This is a genomic window from Streptomyces sp. NPDC001270 (assembly GCF_042896695.1).
Classification (GTDB): domain Bacteria; phylum Actinomycetota; class Actinomycetes; order Streptomycetales; family Streptomycetaceae; genus Streptomyces.
Genome location: NZ_JBIAXM010000001.1, coordinates 854378 through 879655 on the forward strand (window position 1 = coordinate 854378; position 25278 = coordinate 879655).

The 25278-nt window shown below is 71.3% G+C and carries 24 protein-coding genes and 2 tRNA genes; 17 read left to right on the plus strand and 9 right to left on the minus strand.

The genetic code is table 11. The features are described from left to right. The first annotated feature begins 100 nt into the window (after window positions 1–100). The 4 genes from ACFY2B_RS03795 to ACFY2B_RS03810 all read left to right on the plus strand — a co-directional run bounded on the left by ACFY2B_RS03795 (window position 101) and on the right by ACFY2B_RS03810 (window position 1646). A complete protein-coding gene (locus ACFY2B_RS03795) occupies window positions 101–439 on the plus strand; it encodes a hypothetical protein (RefSeq protein WP_390761480.1) in 339 nt (112 codons plus the stop codon). A 171-nt stretch (window positions 440–610) separates the two neighbouring features. Next, window positions 611–979, plus strand: a complete 369-nt coding sequence (locus ACFY2B_RS03800) for a WhiB family transcriptional regulator (RefSeq protein ID WP_390761481.1) — start codon at window positions 611–613, stop codon at window positions 977–979. After that, on the plus strand, window positions 976–1299 hold the full coding sequence (locus ACFY2B_RS03805) for a hypothetical protein (protein WP_390761482.1): 324 nt from the start codon (window positions 976–978) through the stop codon (window positions 1297–1299). Before ACFY2B_RS03800 ends, ACFY2B_RS03805 begins: the two co-directional genes overlap by 4 nt. 134 nt (window positions 1300–1433) lie before the next feature. Beyond that, window positions 1434–1646 carry a hypothetical protein gene (locus ACFY2B_RS03810; protein WP_390761483.1) on the plus strand — a complete coding sequence of 71 codons (213 nt, stop codon included), beginning with the start codon at window positions 1434–1436 and terminating at the stop codon, window positions 1644–1646. 6 nt (window positions 1647–1652) lie between these two features. Here the strand turns inward: ACFY2B_RS03810 and ACFY2B_RS03815 are convergent, their stop codons facing one another. Next, window positions 1653–3023: an ABC1 kinase family protein gene (locus ACFY2B_RS03815; RefSeq protein WP_390761484.1), complete on the minus strand. Its 1371-nt coding sequence runs from the start codon at window positions 3021–3023 to the stop codon at window positions 1653–1655. Further along, a complete protein-coding gene (locus ACFY2B_RS03820; RefSeq protein ID WP_390761485.1) occupies window positions 3016–4230 on the minus strand; it encodes a TOMM precursor leader peptide-binding protein in 1215 nt (404 codons plus the stop codon). The genes ACFY2B_RS03815 and ACFY2B_RS03820 overlap by 8 nt, the downstream gene beginning before the upstream one ends. A gap of 256 nt (window positions 4231–4486) precedes the next feature. Here ACFY2B_RS03820 and ACFY2B_RS03825 point away from each other — a divergent pair, with 256 nt between their 5' ends. The 4 genes from ACFY2B_RS03825 (at window position 4487) to ACFY2B_RS03840 (ending at window position 8463) form a co-directional block, all read left to right on the plus strand. Then, window positions 4487–5083: a M48 family metallopeptidase gene (locus tag ACFY2B_RS03825; protein WP_376534599.1), complete on the plus strand. Its 597-nt coding sequence runs from the start codon at window positions 4487–4489 to the stop codon at window positions 5081–5083. 138 nt (window positions 5084–5221) lie between these two features. After that, a complete protein-coding gene (locus ACFY2B_RS03830) occupies window positions 5222–6997 on the plus strand; it encodes a TerD family protein (protein WP_390761486.1) in 1776 nt (591 codons plus the stop codon). Window positions 6998–7008: 11 nt separating this feature from the next. Further along, window positions 7009–7689 (plus strand): AIM24 family protein, encoded by a 681-nt coding sequence (locus ACFY2B_RS03835; RefSeq protein WP_376534595.1) that lies wholly within the window; start codon window positions 7009–7011, stop codon window positions 7687–7689. A gap of 18 nt (window positions 7690–7707) precedes the next feature. Next, window positions 7708–8463: an AIM24 family protein gene (locus tag ACFY2B_RS03840; RefSeq protein ID WP_390761487.1), complete on the plus strand. Its 756-nt coding sequence runs from the start codon at window positions 7708–7710 to the stop codon at window positions 8461–8463. Window positions 8464–8650: 187 nt separating this feature from the next. Here ACFY2B_RS03840 and ACFY2B_RS03845 read toward each other — a convergent pair whose 3' ends face one another. Beyond that, entirely contained in the window at window positions 8651–9172 is a 522-nt protein-coding gene (locus ACFY2B_RS03845; RefSeq protein WP_390761488.1) for an NUDIX hydrolase, read from the minus strand. Further along, on the minus strand, window positions 9169–10623 hold the full coding sequence (locus ACFY2B_RS03850; protein WP_390761489.1) for a zinc-dependent metalloprotease: 1455 nt from the start codon (window positions 10621–10623) through the stop codon (window positions 9169–9171). The genes ACFY2B_RS03845 and ACFY2B_RS03850 overlap by 4 nt, the downstream gene beginning before the upstream one ends. A 192-nt stretch (window positions 10624–10815) precedes the next feature. Here ACFY2B_RS03850 and ACFY2B_RS03855 point away from each other — a divergent pair, with 192 nt between their 5' ends. The 4 genes from ACFY2B_RS03855 to ACFY2B_RS03870 all read left to right on the plus strand — a co-directional run bounded on the left by ACFY2B_RS03855 (window position 10816) and on the right by ACFY2B_RS03870 (window position 14037). Beyond that, entirely contained in the window at window positions 10816–11928 is a 1113-nt protein-coding gene (locus ACFY2B_RS03855) for an SDR family oxidoreductase (protein ID WP_390761490.1), read from the plus strand. A 108-nt stretch (window positions 11929–12036) separates the two neighbouring features. Further along, a complete protein-coding gene (locus ACFY2B_RS03860) occupies window positions 12037–12495 on the plus strand; it encodes a molybdenum cofactor biosynthesis protein MoaE (RefSeq protein ID WP_390761491.1) in 459 nt (152 codons plus the stop codon). A 200-nt stretch (window positions 12496–12695) separates the two neighbouring features. Next, window positions 12696–12860, plus strand: a complete 165-nt coding sequence (locus ACFY2B_RS03865; protein WP_376534582.1) for a hypothetical protein — start codon at window positions 12696–12698, stop codon at window positions 12858–12860. A 79-nt stretch (window positions 12861–12939) separates the two neighbouring features. Beyond that, window positions 12940–14037 (plus strand): PDZ domain-containing protein, encoded by a 1098-nt coding sequence (locus ACFY2B_RS03870; RefSeq protein ID WP_390761492.1) that lies wholly within the window; start codon window positions 12940–12942, stop codon window positions 14035–14037. Between the two features lie 112 nt (window positions 14038–14149). Here ACFY2B_RS03870 and ACFY2B_RS03875 read toward each other — a convergent pair whose 3' ends face one another. Beyond that, window positions 14150–14695, minus strand: a complete 546-nt coding sequence (locus ACFY2B_RS03875) for a PPA1309 family protein (RefSeq protein WP_390761493.1) — start codon at window positions 14693–14695, stop codon at window positions 14150–14152. A 175-nt stretch (window positions 14696–14870) separates the two neighbouring features. On the opposite strand from ACFY2B_RS03875, the gene ACFY2B_RS03880 reads away from it, so the two are divergent. From ACFY2B_RS03880 to ACFY2B_RS03895, 4 genes are all read left to right on the plus strand, one after another. Beyond that, window positions 14871–17855 (plus strand): UPF0182 family protein, encoded by a 2985-nt coding sequence (locus tag ACFY2B_RS03880; RefSeq protein WP_390761543.1) that lies wholly within the window; start codon window positions 14871–14873, stop codon window positions 17853–17855. 50 nt (window positions 17856–17905) lie between these two features. Then, a tRNA-Met gene (locus ACFY2B_RS03885) sits at window positions 17906–17979 on the plus strand. 225 nt (window positions 17980–18204) lie between these two features. Further along, entirely contained in the window at window positions 18205–20163 is a 1959-nt protein-coding gene (locus tag ACFY2B_RS03890; RefSeq protein WP_390761494.1) for a tetratricopeptide repeat protein, read from the plus strand. 1012 nt (window positions 20164–21175) lie between these two features. Further along, a tRNA-Met gene (locus tag ACFY2B_RS03895) sits at window positions 21176–21249 on the plus strand. Between the two features lie 63 nt (window positions 21250–21312). Here ACFY2B_RS03895 and ACFY2B_RS03900 read toward each other — a convergent pair. The 4 genes from ACFY2B_RS03900 to ACFY2B_RS03915 form a co-directional block, all read right to left on the minus strand. Further along, window positions 21313–22464, minus strand: a complete 1152-nt coding sequence (locus ACFY2B_RS03900) for an ABC transporter substrate-binding protein (RefSeq protein ID WP_390761495.1) — start codon at window positions 22462–22464, stop codon at window positions 21313–21315. Beyond that, on the minus strand, window positions 22461–23321 hold the full coding sequence (locus tag ACFY2B_RS03905) for an ABC transporter permease (RefSeq protein WP_390761496.1): 861 nt from the start codon (window positions 23319–23321) through the stop codon (window positions 22461–22463). The genes ACFY2B_RS03900 and ACFY2B_RS03905 overlap by 4 nt, the downstream gene beginning before the upstream one ends. Further along, window positions 23318–24085: an ABC transporter ATP-binding protein gene (locus tag ACFY2B_RS03910; protein WP_390761497.1), complete on the minus strand. Its 768-nt coding sequence runs from the start codon at window positions 24083–24085 to the stop codon at window positions 23318–23320. The genes ACFY2B_RS03905 and ACFY2B_RS03910 overlap by 4 nt, the downstream gene beginning before the upstream one ends. Before the next feature lie 143 nt (window positions 24086–24228). Continuing rightward, window positions 24229–24645 (minus strand): Fur family transcriptional regulator, encoded by a 417-nt coding sequence (locus ACFY2B_RS03915; RefSeq protein ID WP_389013555.1) that lies wholly within the window; start codon window positions 24643–24645, stop codon window positions 24229–24231. Window positions 24646–24790: 145 nt separating this feature from the next. Here ACFY2B_RS03915 and ACFY2B_RS03920 point away from each other — a divergent pair. Next, on the plus strand, window positions 24791–25278 hold a 488-nt coding region (locus ACFY2B_RS03920; RefSeq protein ID WP_390761498.1), incomplete at its 3' end, for a catalase.

The following is a 25278-nucleotide window of genomic DNA, read 5'->3' on the forward strand; positions in this document are numbered from 1 at the left end:
AACAGCGGCCTTCTCGGAGGCACTGATTCCGTGTTCTACTTGCATATCTGAGCGGACTGGCTACCCCAGTCCCCCGAGACGCCGAGAGGAGGCGAGTCCAGTGATCAGCATCAACATCAGCACCAGCGTCAGCGTCGATTCCGTCAGCGCGGCCAAACTGACCGATCGCTCGACCGTCTCCTCGTGCATGCTCGGCGCCTCAGCCCTGGCCACCGGTCTGTCCGGCGTTCGTGCCGCACGTCCGGTGTCCTCCGTGTCTCTCGCGGGTCTCCCCGTCGATGAGCGCAATGAGCGACCGACCAAGGCACTGGAAGCAGTCGTGGCACAGGCGCAGGTCTATGCCTTTGCAGCGGCCGGTGCCGGATTCCGGAAGCAGACGACGCAGCACCACCTGATGTGGGCCTTCCGTGGGCCAGAACCCTGGAGTGATCCAGCCTGATCGATCAGGCCGGCGCCTTCAGGGCCGCGGAACCCCATCCGGGATCCGCGGCCCTTCTGTTTTCCCCGAACGGGGATGACGGGCGAAGGGGCCTCGGGACAGGAAAAGAACCCGGTACCAAGCCGAAACCCGGTCAACCAGACCGGACCGACCAGACGAGGAAGACGAACCGTGCAACTCGAAGCGCACGCCCCGTCCGTACCGCCTTCAGAAACGATCCCCCCGCCCGTCCCCACGGAGGACTCCGCCTTGATCCCGCTCACTGCGCTCACCGCGCTCGACGACGCCATCGAGAACCTCGGCGTACCCGTCCCCTGCCGTTCCTACGACCCCGAGGTCTTCTTCGCGGAGTCGCCGGCGGACGTCGAGTACGCCAAGTCCCTCTGCCGTACCTGCCCGCTGATCGAGGCGTGCCTCGCCGGGGCCAAGGAGCGGCGTGAGCCCTGGGGCGTCTGGGGTGGCGAGCTGTTCGTCCAGGGTGTCGTCGTCGCCCGGAAGCGGCCCCGTGGCCGTCCGCGCAAGAACCCGGTCGCGGCATGAACATCCTGGGAACCATCGATCGCCCCCTCACGCACGACCCCAAGAAACAGGCCCCGATGAAGCCGTCAACCAGCGAGCCCACTGGCTTCGCGACCCCGGATTTCACCACCACCGGCGCGATCGACTCGCGTCAGAACAGGACCCGAGAGATGCAACTCATCCCAGAAGCCCTGGCTCGTGCGCATATGCACGACCGGCTGCACGATGCCGACCGGGAGCGCCGGGCCCTGCGCCTGGCGACCGCCCGGCGGATGCAGCGCCGGGCCGAGCGCGCCTCGCTGCGTGCCCGCCGTGCTCTCGCCATGGCAGTGATGCAGTAGCCGACCACACCTGAAGCGGTGGCCTCCCGGTCCAGGGAGGCGAAGCCTCCCCGCGGGGGCCGGTCCGTCCGAACGGACCGGCCCCCGCGGTGCGTTGCGCCCGTTCAGCCCGGCCGTGGAGTTATCGTCACCGAGTGACGAGTCTTTCCGGAGACGGTGACCACGGCGGCCCCACCACGGAGCCCCATCCCCTCGTGTGCGCCCGCTGCGGCACCCCCTCTGCCGGCCCCCAGCCCGTGACCTGGACCTGTTCCGTGGAGAACGGAGTCCGTCAGTACTTCTGCGACCACTGCTCCCGGGAACACCTCAGAGCGATCGAGGGCCGGCTGGACTCGGCCTCGTGGTGAACGGGCTCACGCCTGTGCGGCCGGCTCCTGCACGGTCGGATCCTCCTCGGCGCCGAATCCCGGAAGCCACTCCTCCAGCTCCTCCCGCAGTCGCACCGTCGCACCCAGTTGGCACAGGACGCCGATGGTGCTCAGCGTCACACGGTGGATCAGGAGGTAGGCCGGGGGCAGGTTGAGCTGCTTGCCGAGCTGGTAGGCGGGGGAGCGGGGATCGGCGATGCGGGCCGCCTGACTGCGCATCCAGGCGCGGGTGAAGGTGAACTCGTCCACCCGGGCCGGTTCGATGATCGGCAGGAGGTAGTCGAGGACGGCGTCCGGGTCAAGTTCTATGGAGTCCTTGACGAAGCCCTCGGTCCGGAGCATGTCGTAGACCGCGTCGGCCTCGCCGTCCAGGGTCATGCGCAAGGAGTCGCCGATCGGTGTCGGCAGACCGCCGGGGAGGCGGTCGACGGTGCCGAAGTCCAGAACGCCCAGGCGCCACTCGCCCTCGCCCTCCGGCACGCCGGGGAGCAGACGGAAGTTGCCCGGATGGGGGTCGGCGTGCAGGAGGCCCGTGCGGGCCGGACCCGAGAAGAGGAAGCGGGCCAGGAGCTGACCGGCCCGGTCACGCTGTTCCTGCGTACCGTCCGTGATCACCTCCGAGAGCGGGATTCCCTCGATCCACTCGGTGACCAGCACCTGGTCGCACTGGTGCACCACGGCCGGGACCACCACGTCCGGGTCGTCCCTGAACTCGTCCGCATGTGCCTGCTGGGCCTGGGCCTCCAGTCCGTAGTCCAGCTCCTCGGAGACGCGGTCCCGCAGCTCGGAGATCAGCGGTTTGACGTCCATGCCCGGGACGAGCGGCCCCAACAGACGGGCAAAGCGACTCAATTGGCTCAAATCAGACAGAAGGGCTTCGCCGGCTCCCGGGTACTGCACCTTGACCGCCACCTCGCGGCCGTCGCGCCACACCGCCTGGTGCACCTGGCCGATCGAGGCCGCCGCGGCCGGCTTGTCCTCGAACTCCAGGAACAGCTCGCGCCACTCCGCCCCGAGCTGCGCCTCCAGGACCGCGTGCATGGTGCGGGTGGGCATCGGGGGAGCCGCTTCCTGGAGCTTGGTCAGGGCCGCCCGGTAGGGGCCGGCGACCTCCTCGGGCAGCGCCGACTCGAAGACCGAGAGGGCCTGCCCGAACTTCATCGCACCGCCCTTCAGCTCGCCGAGGACCTTGAACAACTGCTCCGCCGTCCGCTGTTGCAGCTCGCGGCCGACGATCTCCGCGGACTCGCCCACGATCCGCTTGCCCAGGCCCCAGGTCGCCCGGCCGGCGAAGCCGAGCGGGAGCGCGGCGAGCTTGGCGGTCCGGGTGACCGCCTTCCGGGGAAGATCAGACATGCGCCCTCCAAGTCCCAGCCGGCCGCGCCGCGTCCATGGTGCCTCGTTGCTCAGCCGACGGCCATTGCTCCCCCATTGTCGCGTGCGGTTCCCCGTCCGTGGAGATGTGTTCCTCGTTACCCCGCTCCGCGGCCCCACAGGGGCAGGCGGGATGGGGCGGGACGGGCCGCGCGTGCCACTGCAACCCCGGCAGCGCGGCCTCCCAGCGCGCGCCGGTGCTCGATGGCGACTCCCCGTCGAGGAAGGCGAGCGCGTGCGCGGCGGCCAGCCCGGCGGTCGTGGCCGCCAGCGCCAGGTCGCACGGGGCCACCGGGCGCGCCCGGCCGGAGCGCCACTGCGCGACCAGGCGGGGCCAGACCGGGTCCCGGTCCGTGCGCTCCCGGTGCAGACAGCCGGCGCAACCGGTCTCGCCCGGCAGGACCAGCGGCCCGACGACCGCGGTCGCCTCCACGACGCCGCAGTGGAGGTGGGGTGTTCCGGAGATCAGGAACGGCTCGGTGGCGCCCGGGTCCGGGGCGTGCACGAGGACGTCGTCGCGCGGTGCGAGGATCACCAGGGAGAAGCCGGGGTCGTCGGCGGGGGACGGACAGGTGCGGGCGCGGCGCGGTGGGCGGTCCGGCGCCGCCCGGCGGACCGCCTGCCGCGCGGCCTCGGCCCGGCGCTCACCCGCCGATTCGGCGGGCAGCCCGCCCGGGGCGACGTCCCACGGCTCGACCTGGCCGCCGTCGCGCACGTCGACCTCGCCGACCCCCGCGCCCGACAGCAGCGAGGCGAGGACGGCGCCGACCCGGCCGGCGCCTCTGACCTGTACACGCAGCGAGCGGCGGGCCGCCAGGCGGGCGAGCGCGTCGCCCGGATCGGAGGTCGTCAGGGACAGCGATGCCAGATCGGGGCGCAGCCGGTCGAGGACGTCCTTCTTCTCCCGCAGTGCCGCGCCCGCGGGCCCGCCGCCTCGCGCGTCGTCGAGCAGTCCGGCCCGCGCGAGCCGGCGGACCAGCACGTCGACCTGGTCGCCGGGCAGATCCATCCGGTGCCCCTCGTCGCGCAGGAGCGGCAGCCCCCGGGCGCCGTTGAGCAGTTCCAGGAAACTGCCCGTCGCCGTGTCGACGGGGCCGAGCGTCAGGGCGTGCGCCGGTGTCATGCCGAACTGCACGGTGTTGAGGTCGCGCCAGCCGCGGCGGAACGCGGGCTTCATCATCGGATGCATCTTTTCCCCCGTAAGAACCGGTAATTCCTTTTCGATAAATCAAGATCCAGAGAAGTTCCCTGTGTGTCTCCTGTGTCGGACGGGGCCGGTCACGCCTCGTCGACGAGTGCCAGCATGCCCATCGCGGCGAGTCGGCGCCGAAAGTTGTCCACAGGCGGTGAGTATTCGTCGTACAAATCAGACGCATGGTGGGGGAACAACGCTGATCCGTCCCGGACCCGGGACTTCCCCCATGTGCAGCGGGTAACGTCAGGGCGTGCCCGCCGACCCACCGCACCGCGCCGGAAAGCCACAGCGCAGCACGACGAGTCAGCCGCCGAACGGCTCGGGGACGAGCGCGATCGAGGTCCGCAGAAGCGCCCGGCGCCGTCGGACGGTCTCCGCGTACCGCGAGGGCGATCGCACCGTCGTGCTGATCCCCGCCCGGATGTCCGAGGCGGAGGAGCGACGCTGGGTGACCCTCATGCTCGACAAACTCGCCGCCCAGGAGAACCGGCGGGTGCTGGGCGACGCGGAACTGTCCGAGCGTGCCCAGCGGCTGTCGGACCAGTACTTCGACGGCCGGGCCCGGCCCGCTTCCGTGCGCTGGGTCACCAATCAGAACACGCGCTGGGGTTCCTGCACTCCCGCCGAGGGCAGCATCCGGCTCTCGCACCGCCTCCAGGGCATGCCCGAGTACGTCATCGACTACGTCCTCTGCCATGAACTCGCGCATCTGCTGGTGCCCGGACACGGGCCGCGGTTCTGGCGGCTGCTGGAGGCGTACCCGCGCACCGAGCGGGCGCGCGGCTACCTGGAAGGGGTGGCCGCGGCGGACCGGCTGCCCCACGGACCCGGCGCGCAGGACGAGTGAACGGACCTCCGTGGCGGACCCCGCCGCGGGGCGGAAGGCCCTTGTGTACCGGGTCTGTACCGGCTTCGTCCGATGTCAGAGTTTGCCGTTAGCCTGGCGCGACGCACTCGCATTCGGGATGGGGGACGGTCGTTACGCATGGTCAGGGAATTCCAGCGCGGCCACAAGGCAAGGATCAGCGAGCTCACCGCGGGCACGGATCTGTACGTAGGGGTGCAGATCTCCGCCCCCGGACTGAGCTTCGACATCAGCTGCTTCGGTCTCGACGCCGACGAACGTCTCTCGGACGACCGGTACTTCGTCTTCTTCAACCAGCCGAAGTCCCCTGAGGAGTCCATCCAGTTGCTGGGCGCCCAGGCGGGCGACACGGAGTCCTTCCGGGTCACGCTGGAGCGGATCCCGTCGCCGATCCAGAAGCTGTCGTTCACCGCGACCATCGACGGCGCCGGGCAGATGTCGCAGATCCAGCCCGGATACATCCGCATCGTGGCGGGCGGCGAGGAGGTGGCCCGCTACGCGTTCGACGGTTCGGAGTTCTCCACCGAACGGGCCGTGATGCTGGGCGACTTCTACCTGAAGGACGTGTGGCGGTTCGCGGCCGTCGGCCAGGGCTTCGACGGCGGCCTCGAAGCGCTGCTGAAGAACTTCGGCGGTGAGGTGGCGGAGGAGGAGGCGCCCGAGGACGCCGCGCAGCAGCCGCAGGCCGGCGCCGTTCCCGGCTTCGCTCCGCCGGCCCAGACCACCGCCCCGCCCGCGTTCGGTGTCCCGTCCGCCCCGCCCCACGCGGCCGCTCCGGCTCCGGCTCCGGCCACCACGGCTCAGGCCCCCGCGCCCGTACCGGCGCCCACGCAGGCCCCCGCTCCGCAGGGCTTCGCGCCCCCGCCAGGTGTCACACCGCCCCCAGCCCCCGCGCCGGTCCCGGCGCCCGACGTGCACGCCACGCCGACCGTCGCCGCTCCTCTGGCCCCGCCGCCCGGCGGCGCCGTACCGCCCCCGGCCGCCGCGCCCTACCCCGCCGCCCCGAGCGCGCCCCTGCCGCCCGGATACGGCCAGCCCCCGGCCCCGCACGCGCCCGCGCCGCCACCCGGTTACGGCCACGCCGCCCCACCACCCGGTTACGGGCAGCCGACCCCGCCGCCCGGCCAAGGGCAGCACACCCCGCCGCCCGGCTACGGGCAGCAACCCCCGCTCGGCCAGGTTCCCGGCGTGCAGACCGCCGCCTACGCCGTGCCGCAGGGCGCGCCGCAGGGCGCCGCCGGGGTGACCGCGGCGCTCCAGCAGTTCAAGGAGACGCCCACCGGGCAGCGCTGGACACAGCAGAACAGCAAGCTCATCCGGGTCGACCTCGGCATCGGCGACCAGCCCGTGCTGGCCCGGCAGGGCAGCATGGTGCTCTACCAGGGCAAGGTCGACTTCAGCTACAAGGGCGCGGGCTTCGCCGGCCGGATCGTGGGCCATGCCACCGGCCAGGAGATGCAGCTGATGCGCTGCACCGGGAAGGGCCAGGTGTTCCTCGCCGAGGAAGCCACCCAACTGCACCCCGTCGAACTCCAGGGCGACGCGATCTGCGTCTCCTCCGAGAACGTCCTCGCCTTCGACGAAAGCCTCCAGTACGAGGTCCGCCGTGTCGAGGGACACGGCATTCCGGGCGGAGCCCTGTTCACGATGCAGTTCCAGGGGACCGGCACCGTCGTCGTCAAGACGCACGGCACGCCCGTCGTCCTGCCCGTCACACCGACCACGTTCGCCGACTCCAACGCGGTCGTCGCCTGGTCGGCCGCCGCCCAGGTGATCGTCTCCAGCCAGGTCCGCATGCGCCGCAACGCCTACCCGGGCGACACCGGCGAAGGCGTCAACCTCCAGTTCCGGGGCGCGCCCGGCAACTTCATCGTCGTCCAGCCGTACGAGGTCTGAGGGAGCCCGTCATGAACCAGCCGCTCGCGGGCTACGCCCCCGCACCGGTCACCGCCCGCATGGAGAACCACGGCGACCACATGCTGAAGGTCGCCCTGCAGACCGGAAACGACCTCCTCGCGCGCGTGGGCTCCATGGTCGCCTACGAAGGCTTCGTCCAGTACGAGCCCAACCCGCCCGCCGTCCGCCAGATCGCCCGTGACTGGGTCACCGGCGAGGGCGCGCCGCTGATGAAGTGCTCCGGCGACGGCCTGCTCTACCTCGCCGACTACGGCGCGCACGTCGTCGTGATCAACCTCGACGGCGACGGCATCTCCGTCAACGCCACCAATCTGCTCGCCTTCGACGCCCAGCTGTCCTGGGGCGTGGAGCGGGTCAAGGGGCTCGCGAAGTTCGCCGGACAGGGCCTGTGGAACACCAGGATCTCCGGGCAGGGCTGGGTCGCCCTGACCTCCCGGGGCACGCCGATCGTCGTCGACTGCGGCGGTGGCGAGGACGAGACGTACGTGGACCCGGACGCGCTCGTCGCGTGGTCCCCGAACCTCAAGGTGAAGGGCAAGCGGAGTTTCAAGGCGCAGTCGCTGATCGGCCGGGGCAGCGGCGAGGCGTTCCAGATGGCCTTCTCCGGTCAGGGCATCGTCGTCGTCCAGCCCAGCGAGGACAGCACCGACCGCCTCCGGATCCGGAGCTGAGGGGGAGCCAGAGCCATCATGCAGAGCCCGCTTTTCGCCTACAACGACCAGCAGACCCAGGAGCGCTGGAGCCTGCAGAACAAGCAGATGCTCCGGGTCACCCTGGGGGGCCACGACGACCTCCTCGCCCGCAAGGGCACGATGGTCGCCTACCAGGGCCTCGTCGAGTTCGACGCCGAGTACCGCAGCACCGGCCAGGCACACGCGCGTGCGTACACCGGGGAGGGCCTGGACCTGATGCGCTGCCACGGGCAGGGCACGGTCTTCTTCGCCAACCTCGCCCAGTACGTCCATGTGGTCGACGTCGAGCAGGAGGGCCTGACGGTCGACAGCAGCTACGTCCTCGCCCTGGACTCCTCCCTGCACCACGAGGTCATCGCGGTGGACAGCCTGTACGGCATCTCGGGGTCCGGGAAGTACCAGCTCAACATCAGCGGCCGTGGCCGGGTCGCGCTCATGACCTCGGGCGTGCCGCTGATGATGCAGGTGACGCCCGACAGGTACGTCAACTGCGACGCCGACGCGATCGTTGCCTGGTCCACGGGCCTGCGTGTCCAGATGCAGGCCCAGACGCATTCCTCCGGTGTGTGGCGGCGCCGGGGCACCACCGGTGAGGGCTGGGAGCTGAGCTTCATGGGCAGCGGTTACGCGCTCGTCCAGCCCAGCGAACTGCTGCCGCCGCAGCATGCCGCGGTCGGCTCGGGCCTCGCCGCACAGTTCGGCATGGGCCAGCACGGGGCGTACGGACAGAACCAGGGGAACGTCTGGAGCTGAGCGTCGGCCGGCCCGCCGACGGGACACCAGGCCCGTGGGCCGGTGTGCTCCAGGGCGCCCGTCCCCCGCGGGTGGGTGTCCCCGGCGCACGGGGCGTGTGCGGCGCGAAATGCCGCGGCCCGCGTCACGCGCGGGCCGCGGTCACAGCAGTGCGCGGCCCGTGGTCACAGCCCGGCGCGGCCCGCGGTCACAGCCGCGCGCGGGTGGCCGCCAGCAGTCGTACCACCGACGCGTCCGCCACCTCGGCCACCTCGTCGTACCCGAACCAGCGCACGTCGAGGGATTCGTCGCTGATCGTGTGTTCCGCGTCCCGCGGCGCGAGAGCCGCGTACTGGACGTCGAAGTGACAGTGGCAGGGCGGCGGGATGGCATGCCGGTCCAGGCGGACCGGACCGCCCGGCAGCAGGGCGAGCCCGGCGATGCCGGACTCCTCGGTGGCCTCGCGCAGCGCCGCCGCCGCCAGCGACACGTCCCCCGGCTCGCAGTGACCGCCCATCTGGAGCCACATCCGCAGCTTCCTGTGCAGCGTGAGCAGCACCCTCCCGTGCTCGGGATCGATCACCAGGGCGCTCGCCGTCACATGCCCGGCGGTGCACGCCTTCGCCATGCCGTCCGGGTGCGCCGAGAGGTGGTCCAGGTAGGACTGGCGCAGTTCTTCCTGGTCCTCGTACCCCTTCAGCACGAGGACCGCGTCGTCGTACAGGCTCACTCGGTGCCGTCGCCCTCGGCGCCGTCGGCGTCGTCCCCCGTGTCGCCCTTCTTCAGGTTCGGCTTCCCGCTTGGTCCGCCGGCCGCCTCGCCGAGCATCTTGTCCAGCTCGGAGAAGTCCAGCTGCTCGCGGTGGACGAAGCCGTCCGGGTCGTCCAGGTCGGTGGCCGTCGGCAGCATGTCCGGATGGGCCCACAGGGCGTCCCGGCCGTCGACACCGCGCGCGTCCGTGAGGGAGGCCCACAGCCGGGAGGCGTCCCGCAGCCTGCGCGGACGCAGCTCAAGACCGATCAGCGTCGCGAAGGTCTGCTCGGCCGGGCCGCCCGTGGCGCGACGGCGGCGCAGCGTCTCGCGCAGGGCGTCGGCGGACGACAGACGCGGCTTCGCGGCCGTGTGCACCACCGCGTCCACCCAGCCCTCGACGAGCGCCAGAGCCGTCTCCAGACGCGCCAGAGCGGCCTTCTGCTCGGGCGTGTCCTCCGGCTGGAACATGCCCTGCTGGAGCGCGTCCTGCAACTGCTCCGGGTTCTGCGGGTCGAACTGGCCGACCACGTCCTCCAGCTTGGCCGTGTCGACCTTGATCCCGCGCGCGTACCCGTCGACCGCGCCGAACAGGTGCGAGCGCAGCCACGGCACGTGCGCGAACAGGCGCTGGTGGGCCGCCTCGCGCAGCGCGAGGTAGAGCCGCACCTCGTCCGCGGGGACGCCCAGGTCCTTGCCGAACGCCTCGATGTTCAGCGGCAGCAGTGCGGCCTTGCCCGCCGGGCCGAGCGGCAGGCCGATGTCGGTGGAGCCGACGACCTCACCCGCGAGCACGCCGACGGCCTGCCCGATCTGCGTGCCGAACATGGCGCCGCCCATCGAGCGCATCATGCCGATCAGCGGGCCCGCCATGGCCTGCATCTCCTCGGGCAGGACGTCACCCATGGCCGCGCCGACCCGCTCGGCGACCGGGTCGACCAGCTCCTTCCAGGCCGGAAGGGTGGCCTCGACCCACTCCGCGCGGCTCCACGCCACCGCGGTGCCGGCACCGGACGGCAGGGACGTCGCGTCGTCCAGCCACAGATCGGCCAGGCGCACGGCCTCCTGGACCGCGGAGCGCTCGGCGGGTCCGACGCTCGCGTCCTTGACGCCGTCCGGGGTGCCCTGCGAGACGGTCTGGCGGGCGATCTGCTTGGCCATGTCCCAGTTCACCGGGCCGCCCTCGTAGGAGAGCATCTGGCCCAGTTGCTGGAACGCGGCGCCCAGATCGGTGGGGTTCAGCGAACCGAACATGGCAGCGAACGGATTGTCGGCGCCCGGGCCGCCAAAGCCTCCGACTCCGGGCAGCCCGAAACCGATCGGGTTGGCCGGTCCCTGCTCACCACCGCTCTGCTGGTCCTTCTTCTTGCCCTCGTCGCCGTCTTCCGGCTCCTCCGGCGGAAGGCCGAATCCGAATGGGGTGTCACTCACGGGGTTCCTCGGCTCGTAAGGCCGCCGGTTGTCTCCGACGGCGCGGCTGCCCGACAACACCACCCAGCGTAGACACCAAGACCCGATCGGGCCTCGGTGCTTCGCCGACTGTCGGCCTGCGGCAGGATGGATGCCACCTGGTACGTACGCGTCCTACGCGTACGTACTGAAGACAACCGCTGGAGACGCCTGGTGAGTTCCCCAGATCCGCAGGTTCGCGCAGCGCGAAACCACGCAACCCCACCCGCCGTGCGCGGGCCCGTCGTCGCGGTCACCGGTGCCGCGACCGGGGTCGGCGCGCTGCTCACCGCGCGGCTCGCCGCGTCCGAGGAGGTCAAGCAGGTCGTCGCGATCGACGAGCGGCGCGGCGAGTGCGCGGCGGCCCGGTGGCACATCCTCGACGTACGGGATCCGGCCATCGCGGACCGGCTGCGCGGCGCGGACGTGGTCGTCCACCTCGCGCTGGACCTGGATCTGGAGACCGACGCGGCGGCCCGGACGGCGTACAACGTGCGCGGCACGCAGACCGTGCTGACGGCGGCCGCGGCCGCCGGCGTGCACCGGGTCGTGCTGTGCACCTCCGCGATGGTGTACGGAGCGCTGCCGGACAACGAGCTGCCCCTCTCGGAGGACGCGGAGCTGCGGGCGACCGCGGAGGCGACCGGGGTGGGTGACCTGCTGGAGATCGAGCGGCTGGCCCGGCGGGCGCCGCGGGCGCATCCGGGGCTGAACGTCACCGTGGTGCGGCCCGCCGTCCTGGTCGGCGGCACCGACACCGCGCTGACCAGGTACTTCGAATCCCCGCGGCTGCTCGTCGTGGCCGGTTCACGGCCCGCCTGGCAGTTCTGCCACGTCGAGGACCTGTGCGGCGCGCTGGAGTACGCCGTCCTGGAGAAGGTCGACGGTGAACTGGCCGTGGGGTGCGACGGCTGGCTGGAGCAGGAGGAGGTCGAGGAGCTGAGCGGGATCCGGCGGATGGAGCTGCCGTCGACGGTCGCCCTGGGGGCGGCGGCCCGGCTGCACCGGATCGGGCTCACCCCGTCGCCGGCCGGGGACCTGGCGTACACGATGTACCCCTGGGTGGTCAGCGGGAGCCGGCTGCACGATGCCGGATGGCGGCCCCGGTGGACCAACGAGGAGGTGCTCGGCGAACTGCTGGACGAGGTCTCCGGGCGGCACACCGTGGCCGGGCGGCGCCTCGGCCGCAAGGACGCGACCGCGGCGGGCGCCGCGGGTGCGACGGTCGCCCTGCTGGGCGCGGCGGCCGTGGTACGGCGGGCGCGGAAGGCGCGGCGGCGGATCTGACCGGATCCCGCCTCCTTGGAGGCGGTGCACGCGTGGGCGACCGGTACGCGCGCGTGCCGGGCGGACCCGCGGTTCCGGGATCTCCGCGCGGTGCGGCACGATGGCTTCATGGAACCCATGAACGGTCACCCCGGTGAGCAGGCGGCCCAGGATCCCATCAGGCTCATCGGCATCCGCCGGACCGCGCTCTCCGTGGACGAGGTGTTCCGGGCCGTGGGCGACGCCGCGGCGGGCGGCATCGCCCTGTTCGTGGGAACCGTGCGCAACCACGACGGGGGCGCCGGCGTCGACGGGCTCGGATACTCGTGCCACCCCAGCGCCGAGGCCGAGATGCGCCGGATCGCCGAGAAGGTCGTCGCGGAGTACCCGGTCCGGGCGCTGGCCGCCGTTCACCGGGTGGGGGACCTCGCCGTCGGGGACCTCGCCGTCGTGGTCGCTGTGGCCTGTCCGCACCGGGCGGAGGCGTTCGACGCCTGCCGCAAGCTGATCGACGACCTCAAGCACGAGGTGCCGATCTGGAAGCACCAGACGTTCTCCGACGGCACCGAGGAGTGGGTGGGCGCGTAGCCGCCGCAGGGCGGACCCCGTACCGGTTCAGGGCCCGTCCGGCCGGACGGCACCCGGCCCGTTCGGCCCCCGGACTACGGGCCGCGACTGCCGAGCAGCTTCCGGTTGCGTAACTGGACCCCTGGCCTGAGCGTTGTCAGTGCCAATGGTTAATCTGCTGATCAGTAAGTTGCGGACGGTCATGGGGTTGGGAGGTCGGCATGGCGGCGCTCGCCTGGTTGCTGATTCCGCTTGTCGCCGCGATAGGCGCCGGTCTGTGGGGGAGTTGGGCCAATCGGACCCGCAAGACGCGTAGTGACGGCCCCGAGCTGGACGGCTATGCCCGGTTCCGTGCGGCGATGGAGAAGTCCCACTCCGGTTCGTGAGATCCCGGGCGGGGGGCCAAGATCCCGGGCAGAGGTGCCCTGACGGTGCGCTGACAGTGTCGTCCCGTAGTGTCGGAACATGCCACGCCGCACCGCGACGATGCTCGCCTCCACCCTGATGCTGATCGCGCTCCTGTGCGCGGGTGTGCTCCTTCCCGTCCCGTACTCGGAGATGTCTCCGGGACCGACGGTGAACACCCTCGGGGAGCACGACGGCGAGCCGGTGCTGCAGATCTCGGGTCACCAGACGTATCCGGCCACCGGCCACCTCAACATGACCACGGTCCGGGTCACCAGCGCCGACTACAAGATGAACCTGGTCGAGGCGGTCTACGGCTGGCTGGCGCACGACGACAAGGTCGTGCCGCACGACACGCTCTACCCGGAGGGCCAGACCGAGGAGCAGTCCACCCAGGAGAACGCCGAGGAGTTCAGCCAGTCCCAGGAGAGCGCCAAGGTCGCCGCCCTGAAGGAACTGGGCATCCCGGTGCAGTCCTGGGTGATCGTCTCCACCGTCGTCAAGGACTCGCCCGCCGAGGGCCGGCTGCACGCCGGCGACGTGATCAAGGCGGTGGACGGCGCTCCGGTGAAGCAGCCGTCCGACGTCGCGGAACTGGTGACCAAGCACAAGCCCGGGCAGGACGTCGCCTTCACGATCATCCCGGCCAAGGAACAGGCCGCCGCGGAGAAGGAGCACCGGACGCCGACCGCCACCCAGGATGTGACGATCACCACGAAGGCGTCCGACGACACCGGTCCCAAGCGTGCCATCGTGGGGATCTCCGCGGGGACCGACCACACCTTCCCGTTCACCATCGACATCAAGCTCGCCGACGTGGGCGGGCCCAGCGCCGGTCTGATGTTCTCGCTCGGCATCTACGACAAGCTCACCCCCGGCAACCTCACCGGTGGCAAGTTCGTCGCCGGTACCGGCACGATCGACGACAACGGCAAGGTCGGGCCGATCGGCGGCATCGAGATGAAGACCGTCGGCGCGCGCGACAAGGGCGCCCAGTACTTCCTGACGCCCGCGGACAACTGCGCCGCGGCGGCCAAGGACACCCCGAGCGGGCTGACTCTCGTGAAGGTCAAGACCATGAAGGACGCCCTGGGAGCCCTGACCGACATCCGCAACGGGGACACGGCCGCCCTCCCGAAGTGCACGACCAAGGGCTGAGCCGCCGCACCCCGCCCCTGACCGGACACAGACGCGGACGGTCCTGACCGGCCCGGGGGTCCCGGATCCGGGCCGGTCCGGCAGCCGGGCCGGCCCTCGCGGGTCCGCGTCGTCAGTCCTCGAACGTCGCCGTCAGCGCGTCCGCCAGGCCCGGCACCAGTGCGGGGCCGGTGAGCACCTCCGTCGCGGTGTCCTTCTCGCGCAGCCGCAGGGCCGACTCACGGGCGCCGTCGCGCAGGACCGCGACCGTCATCCGGACCTCCTGGCGCTCGGGGTGATTCGCCACCCACGCCGTCAGCTTCGACCCGTCCAGCCCCTGCGGGACCTGGGCCTCGACGGACGGTGGCAGCATCAGACGCTCCACCGTGAGCGCGCAGCCGGCCACGGCGTCGGGCCAGGCGATGGTGCCGAGGAAGTCGTCGAGCGGCTTGTCCGCGGGGATCTCGTCCTGCTCGATCGGCGTGAGCCCGGAAGGGGCCGCCGGCGCGTCCGGCAGGTCGAGCTGGGCGGCGAGCGCGGGTTCCTCGGCCCGCAGCCGCGCCGTGTCGACGAGGGCGAAGAGGCGAGCGGGCTGGTCCCAGCCGAGGCCGGAGACGTATTCGTCGATCTCGAGTACGGCCTGGGTGAGCGGGTTCGCTGCCATGGGAGTGTTGGACATGGTCACAATCCTGCCTCGTTCACAGCTGGAATCGGGAACCGCGTAAACCGTGAGTAAGTTGCATAGGTGTGGGCCCGCGATCTGCGGGCCCACCGGACGGTCCGCGAACCCGGGGGCCTGACGCAACGACATCGAACCAACACCGAACTTCGAGGTGCGCACCTTGGCTTTCCAGATGCCGGACCGTGGCGGAGGCCCGACGGGGCCACGGATCAGAGCGGGCCGCCCGTCCCGGCGCGTCCGGACCGTGCTCATGACACTGGGCGTTCTTGCCGTCCTCGGCATGGCATTCACCATGTTCGCGGGCTTCTGGACGGACTGGCTGTGGTATCGGTCGGTGCACTACTCGTCCGTGTTCACCACCACACTGTGGACGAAGATCGGACTGTTCTTCGTCTTCGGTCTGCTGATGGCGATCGCGGTCGGCTTCAACATCTGGCTGGCGCACCGGCTGCGGCCTCCGCTGAGCGCGATGTCCATGGAGCAGCAGAGCCTCGACCGGTACCGCATGGGCATCGCGCCCTTCAAGAAGTGGCTTCTGTTCGGCGTGACCGCCCTGGTGGGCCTGATCGCCGGGGCCTCCGCGGCCAGCCAGTGGCGCACCTGGCTGATGTGGGTCAACGGAGTGCCCTTCCACCAGAAGGACCCGCAGTTCCACCTCGACGTCTCGTTCTACGCCTTCGACCTGCCCTGGTACCGCTTCCTGCTGGGCTTCGGTTTCGCCGCCGTGGTCCTGTCCGTGGTCGCCGCCGCGCTCACCCACTACCTGTACGGCGGGTTGCGCGTCACCAGCCCGGGCGCGCGCGCCACCGCCGCGGCCACCGGGCACCTCTCGGTGCTGATCGGCGTCTTCGTCGCCCTGAAGGCGGTCGCCTACTGGCTCGACCGGTACGGACTGGCCGTCAAGTCCAGCGACTTCAAGGCCACCGGCAACTGGACCGGCCTCCGGTACGTCGATGCGAACGCCTACCTGCCGGCCAAGACGATCCTGTTCTGCATCGCGGCCATCTGCGCGCTGCTGTTCTTCGCCACGCTGTGGCGGCGCACCTGGCAGCTGCCCCTCATCGGCTTCGGCCTGATGGTCCTCTCGGCGATCCTCATCGGCGGCCTGTACCCGGCCATCGTGCAGAAGTTCCAGGTCCAGCCCAATGAGCAGGCCAAGGAAGCGCCTTACGTCCAGAAGAACCTGACGGCGACCCGTGCGGCGTACGGCATCGACGACGCCAAGGTCGCCGACTACGACGGCACGAGCGCCACCACGGACAAGACGAAACTGCGCGACGACGTCGACTCCACGGCGAGCATCCGGATCATGGACCCGAACATCGTCTCGCCGACGTTCCAGCAGCTCCAGCAGATGTGGAACTACTACGCGTTCCCGACCAACCTCGACGTCGACCGGTACTCCGAGGGCGGCAAGGAGCAGGACACCGTCATCGGCCTGCGCGAGCTGAACCTGGCCGGCATCCCGAAGAACAACTGGATCAACGACCACTTCCGCTACACCCACGGCTTCGGCGTGGTCGCCGCCAAGGGCACCGAGGCCGACTCCGGGGGACGCCCGGTCTTCACCGAGTCCGACCTGCCGTCCAAGGGCGACCTCGGCACCTACGAGCAGCGGATCTACTACGGCGAGAAGACCGGCACGTACTCGATCGTCGGCGGTCCCCAGAAGGAGATCGACTACTCTGACGACAACGGTGAGAAGACCACCAGCTACCAGGGCAAGAGCGGGGTCAGCCTCTCCAATCCGATCAACCGCGCCGCGTACGCGGTGGCGTTCAACGAGCCGCAGATCCTCTACTCGGGGGCGATCGGCGACGGTTCCCGGATCCTGTACAACCGGACGCCCAAGGAGCGCGTCGAGGCGGTGGCTCCCTGGCTGACGATCGACGGCGACGCCTATCCGGCGGTCGTGGACGGGCACATCCAGTGGATCGTCGACGCGTACACGACGACGGACAGCTACCCGTACTCCTCGCGCACGACCCTCGGTGACACGACGGCCGACTCGCTGACCGCGGCGAACAACTCGCGCGCGGTGGTGGCCCAGCAGAACCAGGTCAACTACATCCGCAACTCGGTGAAGGCGACCGTCGACGCGTACACCGGCGAGGTCAAGCTCTACCAGTGGGACGGCCAGGACCCGGTCCTGAAGACCTGGATGAAGGCGTTCCCCGGCACGGTGGAGCCCAAGTCGGCCATCTCCAAGGACCTGATGGCGCACCTGCGCTATCCGCAGGACCTGTTCAAGGTGCAGCGCGAACTGCTCACCCGCTACCACGTCACGGACGCGCAGACGTTCCTGACCGGCAGCGAGGTGTGGCAGGTCCCGGACGACCCGACCAACCAGTCGGGCGACGCGGTGCCGCCGTACTACCTGAGCATGCGGATGCCCGACCAGGCGTCGCAGGCGTTCTCGCTGTCCACGACGTTCACGCCCAACGGCCGGGACAACCTCAGCGCCTTCATGTCGGTCGACGCCGAGGCGGGCACCCCGGACTACGGCAAGATCAGAATCCTGAAACTGCCGACGAGTACGACGGTCGACGGGCCCAAACAGGTGCAGAGCCAGTTCAACTCCGAAGAGAACATCGCCCAGACCATCAAGCTGCTCAAGGGCGGCGACTCGGAGGTCGAGTACGGCAATCTGCTGACGGTGCCTCTCGACGGCGGCCTGCTGTACGTGGAGCCGGTCTACGTACGCGGTGGCGGACTCAAGTACCCGCTGCTGCGGAAGGTGTTGGTGACCTACGGAGGCAAGACCGCCTTCGAGGACACCCTCGACGAGGCACTGAACGTGGTGTTCGGAGCGGAAGCTTCGGCTCCGCCGCCGGACACCGGCACGGGCAATCCACCGCCGACATCGTCCGATCCGACGGTCAGACAAGCGCTCCAGGACGCTCAGAAAGCCTTCGACGCCGGCCAGGAGGCGCTGAAGAACAACGACTGGACGGCTTACGGCAAGGCGCAGAAGGACCTTGGGGCCGCGCTGCGCCGGGCCGACGAGGCGCAGGCCAGAGCGGACAGCGCGAGCGGCGGCAGCAAGAACGGTGGCGCGGCCGCTGGTTCGGGTGCGAGCGGCAGTCCGAGCCCGGACGGCAGCCCGAGCGCGGACGGCAGCCCGAGTCCGGGAGGCAGTCCGAGTCCGGGCGGCTGATCAAGAAGTACCCCGCGCCGTGATCTCCGTGATACGGTTGCTGAACACGGCGCGGGGTGGAGCAGCTCGGTAGCTCGCTGGGCTCATAACCCAGAGGTCGCAGGTTCAAATCCTGTCCCCGCTACTGAAATCGAAGGCCCGGATCCTTAAAGGATCCGGGCCTTCGACGTGTGCGCGTGCGCGGCGAACGCATGTGCCGACGCGTCGCTCGCCGTGCCGCCGTGAGGGGTTGGCAGATGTGTGTTTGACTTGTCGTTCTGTGGGCATGTCGACAAAACGCTGAAGTGACCTCACAGGCTGCGGTATACCGGGGTGTACCCAGGGTGTAGGTGGTGCGACGATGGACGTTATGGGGGACAAGGCAAGTCTGTTGGAGACAGGGCGTTTTGCGCAGCCTGCCGACTTTGGGCAGTCTGCCGACTTCGTGCATTCCGCCGGCCACGGGCAGTCTGCCGGCCTCGTGGAGCCGTTCGGTGCCGGACGGTCCGTCCGTTCCGGGCCGTCTTCCGGCCTCGTACCGTCCGCCGGCCGTGACGGAACCGGCGAGACCGGTGAGTCCAGTGAAGCAGGCGAGGCGGGCGAGTTCGCCGAGGAGGTGCGTCGGCGGCTGGCCGCCGAGGCCGGCGACGTCGAGGCGATGAGCGTCCTCGGGGCCATGCTGCTGCGCCGCGGCGACCTCGACGGAGCCGAGCCCCAGCTGCGTGCCGCCACCGCCGCCGGTGACCGCGCCGCCGCCAACAACCTCGGCGTCCTCCTGTACCAGCGCGGCTATCCCGACGAGGCCGCCGGGTGGTGGCGGATCGCCGCCGTCGCCGGTTCGTCCGCCGCCGCGCACGCGCTCGGCCGCCACCACCGCGAGCGCGGCGACGAGCCCGCCGCCGAATACTGGCTGCGCCAGTCCGCCGAACAGGGCCATGTGCTGGGCGCGTACGCGCTCGCCGATCTGCTGGAACACCGTGGCGTGAGCGGGGCCGAACAGTGGATGCGGGCCGCCGCCGAGCGGGGGCACCGCGAGGCGGCGTACCGGCTCGCGCGCACGCTGGACCGTGCCGCGGGAGGCGAGGAGGACCCGAAGAAGGGCGGCGGTTCCGGGACGTCGGCCGAGGGCGAGGCCGAGCAGTGGTACCGGCAGGCCGCCGCGCGCGGACACCGCCGTGCCGCGCTGCAACTCGGGGCGATCCTGGAGAAGCGGGGCGAACTCAAGGAGGCCGGGCGCTGGTACCTGACCTCCGCCAAGGACGGCGAGGCGCGGGCCGCCTGCGCGCTCGGGTTCCTGCTGCGGGATGCCGGGGACACCGAGAGCGCGGTGGTGTGGTGGCTGCGCGCCGCGCAGGACGGCGACGGCAACGCGGCGAACGCGCTGGGCGCGCTGTACGCCGAGCGCGGCCAGCCGCAGACCGCCGAGCGGTGGTACCGGGCGGCGCTGGAGGCAGGGGACGACAACGGCGCGTACAACCTCGGGCTGCTCTACGCCGGGCAGGGGCGGATCGGGCAGGCCGAGCAGTGGTACCGGCGGGCCGCGTACGCCGGACACCGGGAGGCGGCGAACGCGCTGGCGGTACTGCTGTTGCAGGGCGGCGACACGAGCGGTGCGGAGCCGTGGTTCTCCAAGGCGGCGGAGTCGGGCAGCGTGGACGCCGCGTTCAACCTGGGGATCCTGTACGCCGGCCGGGGCGAGGCGCGGATGGCGCTGCGGTGCTACGAGCGGGCGGCGGCGGCCGGGCACACGGAGGCGGCGTTGCAGGTCGGGATCGTCCGGCTGCGGGAGGGGGACGAGCAGGACGCGGAGCGGTATCTGCGGTCCGCGGCGGGCGCCGGGAACGCGGAGGCGGCGTACCGGCTGGCCGCCCTGCTGGACGCGCGGCGGCCACCGGCGCCCGCGCACGAACTGGGCGAGTCGGTGCACGAGAAGACCGAGTGCGAGGAATGGTACGAGCGGGCGGCCACCCAGGGGCACCGGCGTGCGCAGGTACGGGTCGGCATGCTGGCCGCCGCGCGCGGCGACGTCGTGGAGGCGGCGCGCTGGTACCGGGAGGCGGCCGAGGCGGGGTCCCGCAACGGGGCGTTCAACCTGGGGCTGCTGCTGGCCCGCGAGGGGAGCGAGCCGGAGGCCGCGGTGTGGTGGACCCGGGCCGCCGACGCCGGGCACGGGCGGGCGGCGCTGCGGCTGGCGCTCGTCTGCGCCCGCCGGGGAGACCTGGTGGAGGGGCAGCGGTGGGCCGACCGGGCGGTGACGCTGGGCCCGGCGGAGGTCGCGAAACGGGCCGCCCGCCTCAGGGACGCGCTGCGGGAGGAATTGTCCGCGTAGGCGGGCACCCGCGCCGCGCCGGTGGGGTCGGACTGCGTCGGGCCGGCGCGGTCGGGCCGGGTCGGACTGGGGCGGGCCAGGTGGGGTCCGACCGTGCCGGGCCGGATGAGGCCGGACCGCATTGCGCCCGGCGGCGCCGGACCGTGCCGCGCCACGCTGGTGGGGTCGGACTGCGTCGGGCCGGGCGGGGTCGGGCCGGGTCGGACTGGGGCGGGCCAGGTGGGGTCCGACCGTGCCGGGCCGGATGAGGCCGGACCGCATTGCGCCCGGCGGCGCCGGACCGTGCCGCGCCACGCTGGTGGGGTCGGATCGCGTTGTGCCGAGCCTCGCCGGACCGTGCCGCGTCAGACAGGCCCGACCGTCGTGCAGGGCGGGGCCGGATCTCGTTGCGCCGAGCGGCGCCGGACCGCGGCGCGGCAGGAAGCGTCGGGAATGTTCGGCCGGGGCCGTCCGGAGGGGTGTCCGCAGCGGGGGTACCAGGAACCCGTGGGAGGCCCGGTGCGCGAGTCGGTTCAGTCGGTTCACGGTGCCTCGCCGCCGCAGGCGCGGGAGCCGGCTTCGGGAGCCCTGTGGGCGAGGGGGCATGTGGGATCAGCTCCCCACGCCCTGCGAACGAGGCGTGTGGTCGGTTCACGGTGCCTCGCCGCAGGCGTGGCGGTCGGCTCCGGGTGCCCTGCGGGCGGGGCGCGGGAATCGTCAGTGGTGTCCAGGGAGCGGGCCGTGTGAGCCGTTCGTGGTCCCTTGTCCGGTGGGTCCGGAAGCTGTTCGTGGTCCCTTGTCCGGTGGGTCCGGAAGCTGTTCGTGGTCCCTTGTCCGGTGGGTCCGGAAGCTGTTCGTGGTCCCTTGTCCGGTGGGTCCGGAAGCTGTTCGTGGTCCCTTGTCCGGTGGGCCCGGGAGCCGTTCGTCGTCCCCCGTCGGCGGGCGCGGGAGCCGGCTCCTGGTACCCCGTGGGCGGGCCGCGGGAATCGATTTGCCTCCCGGCTGATCCCTCACGTAATGTTGTGTTCACCGACGCGGGGTGGAGCAGCTCGGTAGCTCGCTGGGCTCATAACCCAGAGGTCGCAGGTTCAAATCCTGTCCCCGCTACTGAAACTGAGGGGCTGGAACCCAATCACTGGGTTCCGGCCCCTCAGTGTGTGTCCGACCCGGTCAAGGGACGTGCCCCGCCGCCTCCTCGTACAGCGCGCGGTCCACCGTCTCCGACTCCGGCAGGTCCGTGCCTTCGGCGACGCCCTGCGCCCGGTAGGCGGACTGGAGCCGGGCGACCGTGCCGGACCTGATCTCCCAGTCCATGCGCAGGGACGGTGTCGACTCCAGGACCGTCGGATCCGTCTTCAGGAGCTTCGCCAGATAGGCGACGAAGTCCGGGTCCCTCTTGTAGTCGCCGGTGAAATAGGTGTCCACCGTGCGGATGTAGGCCCTCAGCAGGGCCACACCGGCGTCCACGTCGTCCTGGAGCAGCGCGGGGCCGTACAGCATGCCGCCCAGCGGCTCCCCGAGGGGCTGGCCGCCCAGGAACGCGTAGCCCCTCTCGCCGTCCACCCGGCGCCAGACCGGGTCGAGGAGCCACGCCGAGTCCACGCCCCCGTTCTGCAGGGCGGTGAGCACGTCCGCCGAGCCCAGCTGCTGGTAGCGGATCTCGTCGAGTCCGCCGCCGTGCCGGGCCAGGGCGCGCTGCATGGGGTACGCGATCACCGAACCCTTGCCGATCATGGTGCCCATGGTGCGGTCGGCCATCCGGACCCGCGCCGCGCTCTCGCCGTCCGTCAGCTTCACCCACAGCCCGCTCTTCGACGCCGGGTCGGGCGAGAAGTTGCCCGCGACCCACTTGATGTCGAAGCCGCCCCGGATGCCGTTCATCACGGCCGCCTCCGGAGCCGCCCAGAGGGCGTCGACGTCCCCCTTGGCCAGCAGCGGCAGCGCGTCCGGCGTGGGCAGCACCCGGAGCGTGACGTCCAGCCCCTCCGCCTTGAACTCGCCCTTGTCGACGGCGACCTGGAGCGGTGCGACGTACTCCGCGCTCAGCGTCCCGGTGACGAGGGTGAGCTTCCGCCGCTGGGCCAGTGGCCGGGCAGCCGGGGCCCGCGGTGCGCAGCGGGCCGGCGCGCGGTCGGCGGCGAGGTCCGCCGGGTCCGTCCAGGAGGCCGTGCCGCAGCCGGCCACCGGACGGATCGTGCGGTGCTCCGTGCCGGACCGCGGCCGGGCGTCCCCGGAGCGCGCGGCCGAGCAGCCGGCCGCCGCCAGCAGGGCCGCGACCACGGCCAGCGCCGTCCCTCGCCGGGATGCGCGACGGTTCCTCATAACTGCCCCCGTCCCCGGTCCCGCGGCGCCCACGGGGTGAGCAGCCGGCCCGCGATCCGGACCAGTTCGGAGAAGAGCACCCCGAGCACGGCCACACAGACGATCCCCACGAACATCACGTCGTTCTGGAACAGCGCGCGCGAGTCGAAGATCAGATGGCCCAGGCCGTCCGACGCGGCGATCTGCTCCGAGGCGACGATCACCAGGACCGCCACGCCCGCCGCGATCCGCGCGCCGACCAGGACCGCCGGGAGGGAGGCGGGCAGCAGGACGTGCCGGAACATCTGCCACGGCGAGGCACCGAAGACCCGCCCGGCGTCCCGGTGGCCGGCCGGGACGGCGATCACCGCCGACATGGTGGAGATCCAGACGAAGAAGAAGACGGTGGCCGCGACCAGGGCCACCTGGGGTCCCTCGCCGAGGCCGAACATGTTCAGGAAGACGGGGAGCAGGGCCAGCTTCGGTACGACGTACAGGGCGTCCAGGAGCGGTTCGAGGGCCGCCCGGACCAGGGGGAGCGATCCCATGAGGAGGCCGAGGACATAACCGGTCGCGGTGCCGACGGCGTAGCCCGCGAGGACGCGGCGCAGGGTCGCCCAGACGTCCGGCCACAGGTCGCCGGCCGCCGCCCGGTCCCAGCCGTCGGCGAGGATCGTGGACGGCGCCGGATAGACCCGGTCGTCGATCCAGGCACTGCTCGCGGCCAGTTGCCACAGCAGGACGAGGAGCAGCGGCACGGCCACGGCCAGGGACAGCTCAAGGGCGCGGCGCCTGCGGTGGGCGCGGACCGGTTGCAGTTCGCGGACGCCGGGGCGGCGGACCAGGACCGCCTCCCGGTCGGGCAGCACGGTCGTCATGCCGGCACCGCCTCCTTGCGCAGCAGGTCCCACAGCTCGCCCTTGAGGGCCGTGAACGCGGGGGCCGAGCGGATGTCGCCGGTGCGCGGGCGCGGGAACGGCGGCCGGTGCTCGGCGATGATCCGGCCGGGGCGCGCGGACATCACCAGGACGCGGTCGCCGAGGACGATCGCCTCCTCCAGGCTGTGCGTGATGAACAGGGTGGTCGTGCGCAGCGCCTGGGTGATCTCCAGCAGTTCGTCCTGGAGGATCGTGCGCAGTTGGGCGTCGAGTGCGGCGAACGGCTCGTCCATGAGCAGGAGTTCGGGCTCCACCGCCAGGGCGCGGGCGATCGCCACGCGCTGGCGCATGCCGCCCGAGAGCGTCGCCGGGTAGGCGTGGGCGAAGTCGGCGAGGCCCAGCCGGGCCAGCCAGTCGGCGGCGCGGGCGTTCGCCTCGCGGCGCGGGACGCGCTGGATCTCCAGGCCGAAGCGCACGTTCGCCTGCACCGTCTTCCAGTCGTAGATGCCGTAGTCCTGGAAGATCATGGCGACCGGGTGGGGGCTTGTCGTGCGGATCTCCAGCGTGCCCGTGCTGGGGCGCAGCAGGCCCGCGGCGACGCGCAGCAGCGTGGACTTGCCGCAGCCGGAGGGGCCGACGACGCAGACGAACTCGCCTGCGGCGACCGTGAGGTCAAGGGGGCCGAGGGCGTCGACCGGGTGGGGGGTTCGGCCGAAGGTACGGGTCAGATCGGTGGCTCGGAGTTTCGGATACGGCTCTCCCACGGGCGTCTCCTCGCGGAGTGCGGTACGGACTGGTGGGCGCCGTTGACCATATGACGGGTCGTCAGATTCAGGAAGCCCGTACGCAGCACAAAGCCCCGGCATCCGTCGATGCCGGGGCTCGCACAGGCGCTGTCGGGCGGGTGTCAGGCGCTCGCGCAGTCCGGGCACAGCCCGCGGTAGGTCACCTCGACGTCCGAGACCGTGAAGCCGAAGCGCTCCGAGTCGGGGAGGTCGGCGAGCGGGTTCCCGTTCGGGTGGACGTCGCGGATCGAGCCGCAGCGGGCGCACACCAGGTGGTGGTGCGGCCGGTGCGCGTTCGGGTCGTACCGCTTGGCCCGTTTGTCGGTGGCGACCTCAAGCACCTCGCCGATGGAGACCAGCTCGCCGAGGGTGTTGTAGACGGTCGCGCGGGAGATCTCGGGCAGTCGGGTGACGGCTCGGGCGTGGACCTCGTCGGCCGTCAGGTGGACGTGCTCGCCGTCCAGGACCTCGGCCACGACGCGGCGCTGCGCGGTCATTCGCCATCCGCGTCCGCGCAGCCGTTCCAGAAGGTCACTCATGACAACCAGCCTACCAGTTAAAGCGACCAGGTCGCGACCAGGTGTGACTTTGGATTGACGTTTGACTTAGACAATGTCCATTGTAGGATCGGATTGGGCTTTGGCCAAGGACCAAGATCAGTGGCAAGTGACGCAGGAGGCACACGTGACGCAGGGACCGCTCACGACGGAGGCCGGTGCTCCGGTCGCCGACAACCAGAACAGCGAGACCGCGGGCGTCGGCGGCCCGGTGCTCGTCCAGGACCAGCTGCTGTTGGAGAAGCTGGCGCACTTCAACCGGGAGCGCATTCCGGAGCGCGTGGTGCACGCCCGGGGCGCCGGTGCGTACGGCACCTTCACGGTCACCGCCGACGTCACCCGCTACACGCGCGCCGGTTTCCTCTCCGAGGTCGGCAAGCAGACGGAGACCTTCCTGCGCTTCTCGACGGTGGCCGGCAACCTGGGTGCGGCGGACGCCGTCCGTGACCCGCGCGGTTTCGCGCTGAAGTTCTACACCGAGGAGGGCAACTACGACCTCGTCGGCAACAACACCCCCGTGTTCTTCATCAAGGACGCTCTGAAGTTCCCGGACTTCATCCACACCCAGAAGCGCGACCCGTACACCGGCTCCCAGGAGCCCGACAACGTGTGGGA